This is a genomic window from Martelella mediterranea (genome assembly GCF_004342225.1).
In the GTDB taxonomy this organism is placed as follows: domain Bacteria; phylum Pseudomonadota; class Alphaproteobacteria; order Rhizobiales; family Rhizobiaceae; genus Martelella; species Martelella mediterranea_B.
In genome coordinates, this window is sequence record NZ_SMAR01000005.1 from 118,797 (window position 1) to 133,562 (window position 14,766).

The 14,766-nt window shown below is 55.6% G+C and carries 12 protein-coding genes; 10 read left to right on the top strand and 2 right to left on the bottom strand.

What is annotated here, in order from left to right:
- The first annotated feature begins 20 nt into the window (after positions 1-20).
- From EDC90_RS21160 to cysK, 3 genes are all read left to right on the top strand, one after another.
- Complete coding sequence (locus tag EDC90_RS21160; RefSeq protein ID WP_245510940.1) at positions 21-443, top strand: MgtC/SapB family protein; 423 nt, start codon at positions 21-23, stop codon at positions 441-443.
- Positions 440-1,291 carry an MgtC/SapB family protein gene (locus tag EDC90_RS05275; RefSeq protein ID WP_245510941.1) on the top strand — a complete coding sequence of 284 codons (852 nt, stop codon included), beginning with the start codon at positions 440-442 and terminating at the stop codon, positions 1,289-1,291. Before EDC90_RS21160 ends, EDC90_RS05275 begins: the two co-directional genes overlap by 4 nt.
- Positions 1,292-1,445: 154 nt before the next feature.
- The gene (gene cysK / locus EDC90_RS05280) at positions 1,446-2,414 is read left to right on the top strand and encodes a cysteine synthase A (protein WP_132309307.1); all 969 of its coding nucleotides are present in this window, start codon (positions 1,446-1,448) and stop codon (positions 2,412-2,414) included.
- 68 nt (positions 2,415-2,482) lie between these two features.
- Here cysK and EDC90_RS05285 read toward each other — a convergent pair whose 3' ends face one another.
- The gene (locus tag EDC90_RS05285) at positions 2,483-3,400 is read right to left on the bottom strand and encodes a response regulator transcription factor (protein ID WP_132309309.1); all 918 of its coding nucleotides are present in this window, start codon (positions 3,398-3,400) and stop codon (positions 2,483-2,485) included.
- Complete coding sequence (locus tag EDC90_RS05290) at positions 3,393-6,803, bottom strand: hybrid sensor histidine kinase/response regulator (RefSeq protein WP_132309311.1); 3,411 nt, start codon at positions 6,801-6,803, stop codon at positions 3,393-3,395. The genes EDC90_RS05285 and EDC90_RS05290 overlap by 8 nt, the downstream gene beginning before the upstream one ends.
- A 221-nt stretch (positions 6,804-7,024) precedes the next feature.
- Here EDC90_RS05290 and EDC90_RS05295 point away from each other — a divergent pair, with 221 nt between their 5' ends.
- From EDC90_RS05295 to EDC90_RS05325, 7 genes are all read left to right on the top strand, one after another.
- Entirely contained in the window at positions 7,025-7,837 is an 813-nt protein-coding gene (locus tag EDC90_RS05295) for an aspartyl/asparaginyl beta-hydroxylase domain-containing protein (protein WP_132309314.1), read from the top strand.
- A gap of 151 nt (positions 7,838-7,988) precedes the next feature.
- Positions 7,989-9,284 carry an urea ABC transporter substrate-binding protein gene (gene urtA / locus EDC90_RS05300; RefSeq protein ID WP_132309316.1) on the top strand — a complete coding sequence of 432 codons (1,296 nt, stop codon included), beginning with the start codon at positions 7,989-7,991 and terminating at the stop codon, positions 9,282-9,284.
- 114 nt (positions 9,285-9,398) lie between these two features.
- Positions 9,399-11,039 carry an urea ABC transporter permease subunit UrtB gene (gene urtB, locus EDC90_RS05305; protein WP_132309318.1) on the top strand — a complete coding sequence of 547 codons (1,641 nt, stop codon included), beginning with the start codon at positions 9,399-9,401 and terminating at the stop codon, positions 11,037-11,039.
- Positions 11,036-12,223, top strand: a complete 1,188-nt coding sequence (gene urtC / locus EDC90_RS05310) for an urea ABC transporter permease subunit UrtC (RefSeq protein ID WP_132309320.1) — start codon at positions 11,036-11,038, stop codon at positions 12,221-12,223. Before urtB ends, urtC begins: the two co-directional genes overlap by 4 nt.
- Positions 12,220-12,978, top strand: coding sequence for an urea ABC transporter ATP-binding protein UrtD (gene urtD / locus EDC90_RS05315; RefSeq protein ID WP_132309322.1), 759 nt, complete (start codon positions 12,220-12,222; stop codon positions 12,976-12,978). The genes urtC and urtD overlap by 4 nt, the downstream gene beginning before the upstream one ends.
- A gap of 8 nt (positions 12,979-12,986) precedes the next feature.
- Entirely contained in the window at positions 12,987-13,682 is a 696-nt protein-coding gene (gene urtE / locus EDC90_RS05320; protein ID WP_132309324.1) for an urea ABC transporter ATP-binding subunit UrtE, read from the top strand.
- A 225-nt stretch (positions 13,683-13,907) separates the two neighbouring features.
- Complete coding sequence (locus EDC90_RS05325) at positions 13,908-14,747, top strand: urease accessory protein UreD (protein ID WP_132309326.1); 840 nt, start codon at positions 13,908-13,910, stop codon at positions 14,745-14,747.
- Positions 14,748-14,766: the final 19 nt, after the last annotated feature.

Sequence of the window (14,766 nt, forward strand, 5' to 3'; positions counted from 1 at the left end):
CGGTTTTAAGGTTGACTGCCATGGAGATGATGGAAGCTTTCCAGCGTGTCGCTCTGGCGCTCGCAATCGGGCTTCTGGTTGGGATCGAGCGCGGCTGGCAGGAGCGTGAGATGGCTGACGGCGCGCGTGCTGCAGGCATTCGCACCTTTGCACTGATTGGCCTTCTCGGTGGTCTTGCAGGGTATCTTGGGCCGGTCGTCGGTCCGGTGGTTCCATCCATGCTCGGGGTTGCGCTGACACTGACGCTGATTGTCTTCAGCTATCGGGCGGCTGAGCCTCAGCATGATTTCAGCGCGACCAGCGTGGTCGCGGGCCTTGTTGTCTTTGCTTTGGGCATTGTTTCAGTCACCAGTGATATGCGTCTCGCGGCAGCCGGTGGCGTTGTCACCACAGTGCTTCTGGCTGCCCGTCACAGCCATGTCATGGTTTTCTTAAAACCATGACATGGCTGGAGTTGCGCTCGGCACTTGTGTTGCTGGCGATGAGTTTTGTCGTTCTGCCGCTTTTGCCAAATCACGCGGTTGATCCATGGGGCGGATTTAATCCTTTCTCGGTCTGGCTGATGACAGTGCTGATCGCAGCGCTTTCCTATGCCGGCTATGTGGCTATGCGCGTGGCAGGTCCGGAGCGCGGAATTCTGTTTGCTGGCGCCACAGGCGGCATTGTATCTTCCACCGCGACAACACTTTCTTTCGCGCATATTTCAGCTGCGCAACCGGGGCTTTCGCGTCAACTCGCCGGTGCTGCCTCAATTGCAGGCGGCCTATCACTCGTGCGATGTTTTATCATCGGTTCAGCGGTTGCGCCGCAATTGCTGCTGCCGCTGGCTGTTGCTCTGGGGCCCGGTCTTGCCGTCTTCATCGTCTCCAGCCTGATTTTGATTGGCAAAACTGGTCGCGCCGATGCCAGCACTGACCTAAAGCTCACCAATCCGTTTGAACTCGGCTCCGTTCTGCGGTTCGGCGCATTGCTGGGAGCAGTCAGCTTTCTCGCGAAAACACTCGTTCGGTTCCTCGGACCTGACAGTATCGTTGTCATCGCGCTCGTTTCCGGCATTCCGGACCTTGATGCGATTACCTTGTCGACAGCGCATCTGGCTGGCACATCCGTGCCACTCAATACGGCGGCGATTGCTGTCTTGCTGGCCACCTGTTCCAACCTGGTGACGAAGGTCGTTCTGGCCTTTGGCAGCGGAACCCGTCTTTATGGCTGGATGCTGGCATTGGTGACCCTGAGCGTCATTGCCATCGGTGGTGCCTGCTTTGCCGGTTTTCTGGCATTTTGGGGTTAAAAGCAGCGCCGTTGTTCGCGCGTGAAATCACGTTCCATGAAACGCTGTATAATTAAAATGAGATTTCATTACGGTCGCTGGGCAAGTGGTTTCTTACCTCGAATTTTTCTGCAGTGGACCCTAACTAAGGGTAAGTCACTCAGGGAGCGATATCATGGAACAGAATGGCAAGCCCGGTCGCGGGAAAATCTACAGCTCTATCCTGGAAACCATCGGCGATACGCCGATTGTGCGCCTTGATAAGCTGGCGAAGGAAAAGGGCGTGAAGGCCAATCTTCTGGCCAAGCTCGAATTCTTCAATCCAATTGCTTCGGTGAAGGATCGTATAGGCTTTGCCATGATTGAGTCGCTGGAGAAAGCCGGGAAAATTGAAGCTGGCAAAACCGTTCTGGTGGAGCCGACATCCGGCAATACCGGTATCGCGCTGGCCTTCGCCGCTGCTGCCAAGGGTTATCGCCTGATCCTGACCATGCCGGAATCGATGTCGATCGAGCGTCGCAAAATGCTGGCTCTACTTGGTGCTGAGCTGGTGCTGACCGACCCGCCAAAGGGCATGAAGGGCGCTGTCGCCAAGGCAGAAGAGCTGGCTGCCGAAATTGAAAATGCGGTTATTCCGCAGCAGTTTGAAAACCCGGCGAACCCGGAAATTCATCGTAATACCACGGCAGAGGAAATCTGGAACGACACCGACGGTGCGGTGGACTTCTTCGTTTCCGGTATTGGAACCGGCGGCACGATCACCGGTGTCGGACAGGTGCTGAAATCAAGGAAGCCTGATGTGAAGGTGATTGCAGTTGAGCCTTCAGCCTCTCCGGTTCTCTCGGGCGGTTCGCCAGCGCCCCACAAAATTCAGGGTATCGGGGCCGGTTTTGTGCCGGGCGTACTCGATACATCGGTTTATGATGAAATCGTTCAAGTCGATAACGATGATGCCTTCGCTCTGGCACGTGAAGTGGCTCGACTGGAAGGTGTTCCGGTTGGCATCTCTTCCGGTGCGGCGCTGAAGGCAGCGATTGAGGTTGGTTCCCGCCCGGAAAATGAGGGCAAGAACATCGTGATCATTATTCCGTCTTTTGCAGAGCGCTATCTGTCGACCGCATTGTTTGAAGGGCTTGGCCAGTAACGGCCTTTGTCTGATCCTTAATCTGATTATAAAAGGCGCAGATGTGATCATCTGCGCCTTTTATGTTTTTAAAGGTCGTGCAGCACGTAGGCGGCCTTGACGGCCGCAGACGCCCGATTTTCAACACCGAGCTTGATATAGATCTGCTCGAGATGCTTGTTCACGGTTCTGGCGGAAAGTCCCAGAATTTCCGCGATGTCTCTGTTGGCCTTTCCCTTTGCAATCCATAGCAAAACCTCGGATTCGCGCACCGTCAGCGGAAAATGCTGTCGAAGCACGGCGTCCTCGCTGAGCGGATTGGCGATTGTGACGCGAAAAAGGAATTCTTCCGGCCCGGCCTGTTCCAAAAAAGCGAGCTGGAAACGTTTCTGACCATCTTTGAGGATCGGCAGAACAGCCATGTCACCGGATGTGTTTTCTGATCCGTCAGACAAAAACCACTGTCTGATCTGGTCGGTCACGGAGGCCAAATCTGGTTCTCCACCCAAAGCATCCTGAACAAGCTTTGTTGCCTGTGGCGTCATCCATAAAGGAACGCCATCAGGGCCTGCAGCCATCAGGTGCCGTCCGGTCGCATCAAGCGCGACACGGGCGCTTTGGGCCGAGCGCGCATTGGCCAGATGCACCCGAATGCGTGCACGCAGTTCGTCGATGTTGATCGGCTTGGTCAGGTAGTCAACACCGCCGGATTCCAGGGCGTGCACAATGTGTTCGGTTTCTGAAAGTCCGGTCATGAATATAACAGGCGCAGCGGCGGCAGGCCCTCCCTTCAGGCGTCTGCAGGCCTCAAAACCATCCATTTTCGGCATGATGGCATCCATCAGCACGATATCGGGCGTGATGCGCTCAACGATCGCCAGTGCCGATTGGCCGGAGGTTGCAATCAGCACAGAGAAACCGGCCTGCTCAAGCGCTTCGGTGAGAAAGTTGAGTGCATCCGGGCTGTCATCCACCAGAAGGACGATTTCCTGAGTGCCATCATCCATGTTTCTGATTTTCCCCATCCTCTCGCCGGTCTTGACCGGCAGATTTGATAAAGCGCGTCAGCCCTTCAATATCAAAACTGACGACATAGCCATTCGCCTCATCGCAAAAAGCCTTCAGGCCGTCGTTTTTGGAAAGCTGATCAAGCTTCACTCTGATTCCGCGCAGGTAACCGATTTCGGCAAGCCTCAGCAATTCCTGCATGTCGCTTTTTGCCGGAAGCGATGGTTGCGCCGGTTCTGCCTTTGTCTCAGGCCTGCTTTCGTTACGGTGGATCGACCATTCGAGATGCAGCTGGGTGGCCAGTACATCACGCAGACGATTGAGATCGACAGGCTTTGAAAGCGTGTCGTTATGGCTGTCATCGCCGCGCCCGATAATGGCATCGTCGCCGATATTGGCGGACAGCATGACAATCGGGCTTGTGATGTCACGGTCGCGCAAGGCTGTGGCCAGCTGAAAACCGTTCATGCCGGGCATCCGGATATCGAGCAGGAACAGATCGATCGCCTTCGTTGCCAGCTGGGCGAGACATGCCTCCCCGCTTTCAGCCAGAACAACAGAAAAACCGAGCGATGAAAGAATTTCCTGCATCATCAGGCGGTGATCTTCATTGTCATCCACGACCATGATTGAAAGCGGCATACCTTCATAACGTCCAGCCGTCGCTTCAAGGCCAGCCGGCCGCACGGGGCGGTCGACCGAGGCCAGCATCAGGCGCACGGTGAAAATCGTGCCTTCACCGGTTCTGCTTTTGACATCAATGTCGCCACCAAGCGTGTTGACCAGAAGTTGTGTGATCGTCAGGCCCAGCCCAAGACCGGGTTTGATCTGCCCGTTGCCGTTCTGCGAGCCGCGTTCAAAAGGCTCGTAAATATGCTCCAGATCGTCCGGGGCAATGCCGCTGCCGGTATCTGCGACGGTAAAGGTCGCGACCTGATTGCGGTAATGGGCAGAAAACCGGACCGATCCCTCGTCTGTAAATTTGATCGCATTGGAGATGAGGTTCACCAGAATCTGCCGCAGGCGTTTTTCGTCAGTCCTGACATAGGCAGGCAATCTCGGGTCACGCTCGTGATAAAATGATAAACCCGCCCGGCGTGCTTGTGGTTCGAACATGTCCATAATCTGGTCGAGAAACTCGGTCAGATTGATCTCGTTGGAGAACACTTCCAGCCGGCCCGACTCAATCCGCGATATATCCAGAAGCCCGTCGATCAGCCCGGAGAGGTAATCGGCAGACCGCCGGATCGAGCTGACTGCCGGTTTGCGGGCCAAAGGCATCTCCGGATCGCGTTCGAGGAGCTGTGCATAGCCGGAGACAGCATTGAGCGGTGTTCGCAGTTCGTGTGAAAGGCCGACGACGTAACGGCTTTTCGCGCGGTTGGCTGCCTCTGCGGTTTCCTTTGCCGCCTGAAGCGCTGCATCGGTTTTTTCGTGTGCGGCGATTTCTTTCAAAAGCAGCGTGGTCTGTCGGGAGGATTCTTCTTCAGCCACCATGCGGCTATCATGGGCAAGCACGAAAAACCAGGCGACAACGCCTGAAATCAGGGCGAAAACGAAAAATACAATCAGGGCTGTATCAAAAACGACTGATGCCGTTTCAGGTGCTGCAAGCGCCATCTGATAGGCAATCATGCCAAGGATTGCGCCAATTGCCATGATCGAAACGGCAAATGCCATGCCATAGCGCCCAAGCCGCGTGGCCAGCTGCGCAACAATGCCATCCGGCAGGAGTTTGCGTGCGACTGCGGCGACCTGAGCATTGAGCCGTGCTTTGGGTTTACACATGTCATGGCAGCGGCCATCAAGCGAACAGCAAAGCGAGCAGATCGGTGCAGCATAAGCCGGGCACCATGCCATATCCTCCGGCTCAAAAGGATGTTCACAAATCGAACAGGTGATTGCCGTTTTTGTCTGCCAGCCTTTGCGCGGTTTGCGTGCCAGATAGTATTTTCCATCCGTAAGCCACGCCAGAAGCGGCGATGCAATCAGAGCCGCAAAAAGCGCGATAAAGGGTGCGAAACTGACTGCAAGGGAGCCGAAAAGACCAAAATGCGCGAGCAGCGCGATGCCGCCGGATATAAACATTGCGCCGAGGCCGACAGGATTTATATCGTAAAGATGAGCACGTTTGAACTCGATGCCCGGCGGTGACAGACCCAGCGGCTTGTTGATGAAAAGGTCTGCTGAAATCGTTGAAAGCCACGCCATTGCGATAATCGAAAAAACGCTGAGAGAGGCTTCCAGCAGCCGGTAAATGCCCAGCTGCATCAGGAGAAGCGCTATTGCGACGTTGAAAACCAGCCAGACCACGCGCCCTGGATGGCTGTGTGTGAGACGGGAGAAAAAGTTCGACCAGGCCAGAGAACCGGCATAGGCGTTCATCACATTGATCTTGAGCTGAGAGACGACGACAAAGGCGGCCATCAGCAGCATGGCCGCGGTTTCATTGGGAAGCATGTAGCCAAAGGCCGCAACATACATATGCGCGGGATCCGCGGCTTCAGTCACCGGCATTCCGGTGGAAAAGGCCAGATAGGCCAGAAATGAACCAGCCATCAGTTTTGGAACACCGACGACCACCCAGCCGGGGCCTGCCAGAAAGATCGCAAGCCGATGATGGAGGCGTCTTTTCCCTTCTGCAGGCAGAAAGCGGAGGAAGTCCACCTGCTCGCCGATCTGGGGCATCAGGGCGAAAATCACCCCCGCAGCAGCGGCGAAGCCTGCCAGCGTGAACGGCGCTGCCATTCCCGGTTCTGCCGAGGGCAGGCGCACGCCGCCGAAAGCTCTCCAGAGTTCGAATTTCTCGAAATCCATGAAGGCGATGAAAATAAATGGCAGAATATTGAGGATAATCCAGAAAGGTTGTGTCACCAGCTGAAATTTCGAAATCATCCTGACACCATAGGTCACCAGAGGAATGACGACGATGGCGGAGATCACATAGCTGATCCACAAGGGTATTCCGAAGGCGAGCCTGAGCGCACCGGACATGATCGAGGCTTCGATGGCGAACAGAATGAAGGTGAAGCTGGCATAGATCAGCGAGGTCACTGTGGAGCCGATATAGCCGAAGGAAGCACCACGCGTCAGAAGGTCGATGTCGACGCCGTGACGGATGGCATAGCGGGCGATCGGAAAGCCTGCCAGAAGCATGACAATTGCAGCGACAAGGGCTGCAAAGAACGCATTTGTCGTTCCGTATGAAAGCGTAATCGTGCCGCCAATAGCCTCAAGGGCCAGAAAGGAGATGGCCCCGATCGCTGTTTGGGAAATCCGGCCCGATGAAAAATGCCGGGCGCTTTTGGCGGTAAAGCGCAACGCGTAATCTTCCAGTGTCTGGTTGGCAACCCAGCGGTTATATTCGCGCCGGACAGGGATGATGCGTTGGCGTGCGGTCATGAAGCAGTTGGCTGGCTTTTTTAAAAGGGGCTGATGAGAGGGTGACAAAAATGTGTCTTCGGCGCAGTGTTCAGATCAGAGCTGCATTTGGCAAGTAAAAAGAGTGTCTTGCCGCTGCGCTTCTGCCGCACTTTCTCCATCATGTCACTCAATGTTAGCCTTAAGCACTTTCAGGTGATAAGCGCAGAGTATCAAGAGCAGTGTTTGAAAGGAACGGGGACATGGTCAAAACGGCGTCGGACAATACGGGCCAGAGTTTTGGCACGGATGGAATCAAACCGATGGAGCGGCCGAGCGCAATGACCCGCTTCTTCATGGGGATCGTCAACTGGGCTGAAAAACTCAATTTCAAGTATGCCATTCATGGCAACCCGCCGGTTTATGACAACGCCACCTTCCCATGGTCGAAAGACATTGAGGCAGCCGCGCCGGCTATTCGAAAAGAGCTTGAGAAAGTGCTTGAACGACAGGCCGAGTTGCCAAGCTTTCAGGACATCTCGACCGATGTTAAGACCATTTCTGACGACAGTCACTGGAAAACGTTTTTCCTGCTGGGCTACGGCATCTCGTCTGAGCAGAACATCAAGGCCTGCCCCGAGACATGGAAGGCCATGCAGAAGATACCGGGCCTGAAAACGATCATGTTTTCGATTTTTGAACCAGGCAAGCATCTGCCGGCGCATCGCGGCCCTTATAATGGCGTGCTGCGCCTTCACCTTGGCATGATCGTGCCGGAGGCCGAACCCGATCAGCTCGCGATCCGGGTCAAGGATCAGATCTGCCACTGGGAAGAGGGCAAGGTGCTGATCTTCGATGATGCTTATGAGCACGAAGCCTGGAACCATACCGACAAAACCCGCGTGGTGCTGTTTGTCGATTTCGTCAAACCGACGCGCTTTCCGGCGAAGTTCGTCAACTGGATTTTGATGAATATGGCGATCTTCACGCCCTTCATCCGCGAAGGTCTCGACAACCACAAGGACTGGGAAAAGAAGTTTTATGCCGAGGCCGAAGCGCTTCGAAACCGGAACTAAACAGCGCTCCCGGCGCAACTTTCCTCCTCAACTACGTCAAATGACGTATGGGGGCTCAAGGCTTCCTCAACGATAGTTATCGCAGGTGTTCTTCGATGGACGCCTGCGATTTCCATACGCCTATCAGGTGACAATCCGTTGAGGGGAAAACATGAAATTCAAGAAAGCACTGACCGGCGCGGCGCTTCTGGCGGCTCTGACCGCCTCCACCGCGACCAGCGCACTCGCACAGGAAGACACGATCAAAGTCGGCATTCTGCACTCGCTTTCAGGAACGATGGCGATTTCTGAAACGACCCTGAAAGACGCCATGCTGATGCTCGTTGAAGAGCAGAACGAAAAAGGCGGTCTTCTGGGTAAGCAGCTTGAACCGGTTGTTGTCGACCCGGCCTCTGACTGGCCGATGTTTGCAGAAAAAGCCCGCCAGCTGATTGAGAGCGATCAGGTTGATGTGGTCTTTGGTGGCTGGACATCAGCCTCCCGCAAAGCCGTTTTGCCGGTTTTTGAAGAGTTGAACAGCCTTCTCTTCTACCCTGTCCAGTATGAGGGTGAGGAGAGCCAGCGCAATGTGTTCTACACCGGTGCCGCACCGAACCAGCAGGCCATTCCGGCCGTCGACTATCTGATGGAGAATGAGGGTGTCGAGCGCTGGGTTCTGGAAGGAACCGACTATGTCTATCCGCGCACGACCAACAAGATCCTTGCAGCTTACCTGAAAGATCATGGCGTTGCCGATGAAGACATCATGATTACCTATACGCCCTTCGGTTTCTCCGACTGGCAGACGGAAGTTGCGTCGATCAAGAACTTCGGCTCTGAAGGTAAGAAAACCGCTGTGGTTTCCACCATCAACGGTGATGCGAATGTCCCGTTCTATAAGGAACTTGCCAATCAGGGGATTGACGCATCCGACATTCCGGTGGTGGCCTTTTCCGTCGGTGAAGAAGAGCTGGCTGGACTCGATACCGGCCCGCTGGTTGGCCATCTGGCCGCCTGGAATTATTTCGAATCCGTCGACACTGATGCCAATTACGACTTCATCGATGCCTGGCACGCTTTCACCGGTGACGATACCCGTGTGACCAACGACCCGATGGAAGCCCACTACATTGGCTTCAATATGTGGGCAAAGGCCGTCGAGAAGGCTGGCACAACCGATCCGGATGCCGTGATCGATGCGATTATCGGGGTGTCTGTACCGAACCTTTCGGGCGGATATTCGACGATGATGCCAAACCACCACATCACCAAACCGGTCATGATCGGTGAAATTCAGGACGATGGTCAGTTCGATATCGTTTATGAGACCCCCGGTCTCGTGGTTGGCGATGCATGGTCCGATTATCTTCCGGACTCGAAAAACCTGATCTCCGACTGGCGCGCGCCTATGTCCTGCGGGAACTTCAATGTCGAAACCGGACAGTGCGGCGGCATGGCGGCTGAATAAGCCCTTTCCAGCTTAGAAATTGCCCGGCATGGCGATGCAGAACCATTGCCGTGCCGGGTGAACAGGGGGACGGCGCGTTCACGGAGCTGTGCGCTGTCAAACTCGGGGGCGTGCATGTCCGCTTTTTCCTGCATACGTTATTTCAGATCACTTGTATTTCCGCTGCTTTTTATTCTGGCATGCGCGTCCTCTCCGGCCCGTGCGGCCGAAGGTATCGAGGAACTGATTGCGCAGTTTTCGCAGTCGAAGAATTTCAGCCAGACGGAGGAGCTGGTTCAGGCGCTGGCTGCCACCGGTGATCCGGCCGTTGTTCCGGTGCTCAAGACACTGGCCGATGGTGATCTCTACTACCGCGAAGATGACGGCAAGGTCTTTATAACGGCTGATGCTGAATCACGTCGCAACCTGCTGCTGATTAATCCCCTGACAGGTGAAGAGGCCGGGGAGCTGTCGAAGCGCGATCTTGAGAAAATTAAAGTCAACAATAATCTGCGCGGTTCAATCAACGCCGCACTGGCCGGTATGACGCTGAAAAGCCCGGACCGCAACGTGCGGCTTGCCGCTGCTCACGAGCTTCTCAATGCACCGAGTAAGGACAATCTTGCGCTGGTTGAAGACGCTCTTGCCAGCGAGGAAGATTCAGAGGTAAGCGCTGCCTTGCGTCAGGCGCGCGCCGTTTCGGTTCTCAATTCCTCACGCAGTTTCGAAGAAAAGCAGCAGGCGATTGCCGATATTGCCGAGATTGGCGGTCGCGATGCGATTTCCATTCTTTTGTCGGCCCGTGGCGACCTGGATGCTGACCTTCAGGCCGAAATTGATGCTGCACAGACGAAAATCGAAAAGCGGCTGGCGTTCTGGGATGCTGCCCAGAATGTCTGGTACGGACTTTCACTCGGCTCAGTCCTGCTTCTGGCGGCCATCGGTCTTGCCATCACGTTTGGCGTGATGGGCGTTATCAATATGGCCCATGGTGAGATGGTGATGCTGGGGGCCTATTCCACTTACATGGTGCAGGAGGTGATCCGCACCACCTATCCGGACCTTTTTGGCTGGTCTCTTGCGATTGCCCTGCCTGTCGCTTTTCTGATCACCGGGGCGGTTGGCCTGATCATTGAGCGCGGGGTTATCCGTTTTCTATATGGTCGCCCGCTGGAAACACTGCTGGCAACATGGGGCGTTTCGCTAATCCTGCAGCAAGCGGTCAGGACGATTTTCGGGCCATCGAACCGAGAGGTCGGGAATCCGGAATGGATGTCGGGTTCATTCGATCTCGGCGGTCTGGTCATCACGTGGTCGCGGCTATGGATCATCGTTTTTGCGCTGGCGGTTTTTGCCGGGCTTCTTCTTCTGATGAAGCGATCTGCGTTCGGGCTTCAGATGCGCGCCGTAACGCAGAACCGGCGGATGGCAGCCTCCATGGGTATCCGTACACCCTGGGTCGATGCCTTCACCTTTGCGCTTGGGTCCGGTGTCGCCGGGCTGGCCGGTGTGGCGCTTTCGCAGATTGATAACGTGTCGCCCAATCTGGGCCAGTCCTACATCATCGACAGTTTCATGGTTGTGGTGTTCGGGGGCGTCGGCAATCTCTGGGGCACGCTGGTCGGCGCTTTCTCGCTCGGCATTCTGAACAAGTTTCTTGAGCCCTATGCCGGCGCTGTGCTCGGCAAAATTCTGGTCCTCGTCTTCATCATCCTGTTTATCCAGAAACGACCGCGTGGTCTGTTCGCACTCAAGGGAAGGGCGGTTGAATCATGATCACGGCTTATCTTCTCCGGTCACTTGATCGCAAAGTTCTTGTCGCCATCTGTGTCCTGTTTGTTGCAGCACTGCTCGTGCCGTTTCTGAACCTTTTCATTCCGGCTGGCAGCCCTTTTCACCTGCCGACTTATCTCGTTTCGCTGTTCGGCAAATATCTTTGCTATGCATTGCTTGCATTGTCGCTTGATCTGGTCTGGGGCTTTTGCGGCATTCTCTCGCTCGGCCACGGAGCCTTTTTCGCGCTGGGTGGCTATGCGATGGGTATGTATCTGATGCGTCAGATCGGCTCGCGGGGCGTTTACGGAGATCCCGTTTTGCCCGACTTCATGGTGTTTTTGAACTGGAAAGAGCTGCCCTGGTTCTGGCATGGCTTTGATATGTTCTGGTTCGCCATGCTGATGGTGCTGCTGGTGCCCGGCGTACTGGCCTTCGCCTTCGGCTGGTTCGCTTTCCGCTCCCGCGTCAATGGCGTCTATCTTTCGATCATCACGCAGGCGATGACCTACGCCCTGCTGCTGGCCTTTTTCCGCAATGATATGGGGTTCGGCGGCAATAACGGTCTGACGGACTTCAAGGATATTCTCGGATTTTCCGTGCAGGCAGATACCACGCGTGCAGCCCTGTTCGCGGCCTCGGCGCTGTTTCTGGCGCTGGGCCTTTTCATTGCATCTGCCATTGTGCGTTCAAAGACCGGCAAGGTTCTGGTCGGGGTGCGCGACGCGGAAAGCCGGGTGCGTTTTCTTGGATACCGGGTGGAGAACTACAAGCTCTTCACCTTTGTGACCTCGGCGATGATGGCCGGGGTTGCCGGTGCACTCTATGTGCCACAGGTTGGCATCATCAATCCCGGCGAGTTTGCCCCTGCCAACTCCATCGAAATCGTGATCTGGACGGCGGTTGGCGGTCGCGCAACGCTTATAGGGCCGATCATTGGTGCAATCCTTGTGAATGGCGGCAAAACGATCTTCACCGGTCTGTTTCCCGCTTTCTGGCTGTTCGCACTCGGTGGCCTGTTTGTGGCCACAACACTGTTTCTGCCGAAAGGCATCGTCGGAACGCTTGCCGGATATTTTTCAAAACGGCGTGAAAAGGATGATGATCCTGACGCAAAGAAAAAATCAGTGGATGTCGAAGCCGGAATCGATACGGATCTACCAGCAGAAGGGGAGGCAGCACGATGAGCCCGCAGGAAAGACGCGCCAAAAGCCTTCTATATCTTGATAATGTTTCAGTCTCGTTTGATGGCTTTAAAGCGCTCAACAGCCTCTCCTTCGTGATTGAGCCCGGTGAGCTTCGCGCCGTCATCGGTCCCAACGGGGCTGGCAAGACGACAATGATGGATATCATCACCGGCAAGACACGACCGGATGAGGGGGAGGTTTTCTTCTCTGACACGATCGATCTGACCCGGCGCGACGAAGCCGACATTGCGCAGCTTGGCATTGGCAGGAAGTTTCAGAAGCCGACCGTTTTTGAAGGCCACACAGTCTGGGACAATTTGGAACTGGCGCTGAACCGCAAACGTGGTGTGTTCGCCACACTGTTTTACCGGCTTTCCGGCGAGGACCAGGACCGGATCGATGAAGTTCTCGAGATCATCCGCCTGACGGCTCGCAGGCAAGAACTCGCTGCCAATCTCTCTCATGGCCAGAAGCAGTGGCTGGAAATCGGCATGCTTTTGGCACAGGAGCCGAAACTTCTGCTGGTCGATGAACCGGTGGCTGGCATGACCGATGCCGAAACGGTAGAGACGGCGCGGCTTTTGCGCGAGATCGCGCAGACCCGTGCTGTTGTCGTGGTGGAGCACGATATGGGCTTTGTCCGGGATTTGGGAGTGAAAGTGACCTGCCTTGCGGAAGGCTCGGTTCTGGCGGAAGGCTCCATTGATTTCGTATCCAGTGACCAGAAGGTCATTGAAAACTATCTCGGGCGGTGAGGGTGACCATGCTGACAATCGAAAACGTCAATCTGCACTATGGTGCTGCTCAGGCTTTACGCGATGTTTCGCTTTCCGCAGAGATGGGCAAAATTACCTGTGTTCTGGGCCGCAACGGGGTTGGCAAGTCCTCGCTGCTTAGAGCGGTAACAGGCCAGCACCCGACATCGGGCGGCGCGATCCGCTTTCAGGATCAGCCGCTTGACGGTCTGGCGCCCTATGCGCGGGCCAAGTGTGGCGTGGGCTATGTGCCGCAGGGGCGTGAAATCTTTCCGCTGCTGACGGTACGCGAAAATCTGGAAACCGGTCTTGCTCCGCTGCCAGCGCGTGAACGGACCATTCCAGAGGATATTTTCAGCCTGTTTCCGGTGCTGCAAACAATGCTTTCACGGCGCGGCGGCGACCTTTCCGGCGGTCAGCAACAGCAACTGGCTATCGGCCGGGCGATGGTTATGCGACCGAAAATTCTGGTTCTGGACGAACCAACGGAGGGCATTCAGCCTTCGATCATCAAGGATATCGGCCGGGCGATACGTTACCTCAGGGATTCCACCGGAATGGCGATTCTGCTTGTGGAACAATATCTTGATTTTTGTCGGGAACTTGCTGATCAGGTCTATATCATGGACCGTGGCGAGATCGTGCATGAGGGGGCTGCCGAAACACTGGATACCGATGAGGCACGCCGGCACCTGACTGTGTGATGCTTCTTAACGCAATTTGCGAAGTTTTTGGGCGCGGACCGGAGACTGAGCGGTTCGCGCTTTTTTATGTTTGTCGAGCGCTTTACGGGTACAAAGCGTTTTGGATGTAAAAAACGCCTGCACCCTGCCAAGCGGCATGAATATTGCTTCGGCTCTTTTATAAAGAAAGTGCAAAAAAGGATCGGCAATGTGTGGTGCGACGAGATGCGGCGAAGAGGAGGCAAAATGCAGGGCGGAGTGGGCGTTTTGACGCCCGGCATGACAGCACCGCCGCAACGGACCTATGGGCGCGGGCAGGTGACTGCAAAACAGGCCGGTGGCAAGACCCGTCTTGATGAGTTTTATCAGGAAGGTGCCGCAAAAATCCGAATTCCTGAAAGCTTCGATGGCAGCATGGAAGCCGTTCTGATCAATACATCCGGCGGTCTGACCGGCGGTGACCGGTTGAACTGGGTGATGGATGCCGCCGATGGGACAACGCTGACAGCGACCACGCAGGCTTGTGAAAAAATCTACCGCTCTGACGGTGGTCCCGCGGTCATCGATACTGAATTGCGCGTCGGCGAGGGCGCACGACTGGACTGGCTGCCACAGGAAACCATTCTGTTTGATGATGCTTCGCTGAACCGGCGGCTTGATGTCGATCTGGCGGAAACCTCTGAATTTTTGGCTATTGAGGCGGTGCTGCTCGGCCGCAAGGCGATGGGGGAGGCTGTGCGCTACGGCCAGTTTCGTGATCGCTGGCGTGTGCGCCGATCCGGCACGCTGATCCACGCCGAAGATGTGCGCATGACCGGCGATATCGAAAACCTGATTGCGCAGACCGCCGTTCTGGGCGGCGAGGTGGCCTTTGCCACGCTTTTATATTGCGGCAAACGCGGCGAAGCTCTGCTTCCGAAAGTTCGCGCGGCGCTTGGCGAAATGGGCGGCGGAGCATCGGAGTGGAATGGCAAACTGGTGGCGCGGATTGTCGCGCCGGATGGCTATAGCTTGAGAAAAAGCCTGATCCCCGCATTGAAGGTCTTGCGGGAAAACGAAAATCTGCCGAAAGTCTGGCATCTTTGAAATTTTTGAGGGAGTTGAG

What these genes read in the sequence shown, in the direction of transcription:
- EDC90_RS05275 (WP_245510941.1), top strand. Translation starts at nt 440, where the DNA reads ATGACATGGCTGGAGTTGCGCTCGGCACTTGTGTTGCTGGCGATGAGT.
- EDC90_RS05290 (WP_132309311.1), bottom strand. Translation starts at nt 6,803, where the DNA reads ATGACCGCACGCCAACGCATCATCCCTGTCCGGCGCGAATATAACCGC.
- EDC90_RS21160 (WP_245510940.1), top strand. Translation starts at nt 21, where the DNA reads ATGGAGATGATGGAAGCTTTCCAGCGTGTCGCTCTGGCGCTCGCAATC.
- EDC90_RS05285 (WP_132309309.1), bottom strand. Translation starts at nt 3,400, where the DNA reads ATGGATGATGGCACTCAGGAAATCGTCCTTCTGGTGGATGACAGCCCG.
- urtD (WP_132309322.1), top strand. Translation starts at nt 12,220, where the DNA reads ATGAGCCCGCAGGAAAGACGCGCCAAAAGCCTTCTATATCTTGATAAT.
- urtA (WP_132309316.1), top strand. Translation starts at nt 7,989, where the DNA reads ATGAAATTCAAGAAAGCACTGACCGGCGCGGCGCTTCTGGCGGCTCTG.
- urtC (WP_132309320.1), top strand. Translation starts at nt 11,036, where the DNA reads ATGATCACGGCTTATCTTCTCCGGTCACTTGATCGCAAAGTTCTTGTC.
- urtB (WP_132309318.1), top strand. Translation starts at nt 9,399, where the DNA reads ATGTCCGCTTTTTCCTGCATACGTTATTTCAGATCACTTGTATTTCCG.
- EDC90_RS05295 (WP_132309314.1), top strand. Translation starts at nt 7,025, where the DNA reads ATGGTCAAAACGGCGTCGGACAATACGGGCCAGAGTTTTGGCACGGAT.
- cysK (WP_132309307.1), top strand. Translation starts at nt 1,446, where the DNA reads ATGGAACAGAATGGCAAGCCCGGTCGCGGGAAAATCTACAGCTCTATC.
- EDC90_RS05325 (WP_132309326.1), top strand. Translation starts at nt 13,908, where the DNA reads ATGCAGGGCGGAGTGGGCGTTTTGACGCCCGGCATGACAGCACCGCCG.
- urtE (WP_132309324.1), top strand. Translation starts at nt 12,987, where the DNA reads ATGCTGACAATCGAAAACGTCAATCTGCACTATGGTGCTGCTCAGGCT.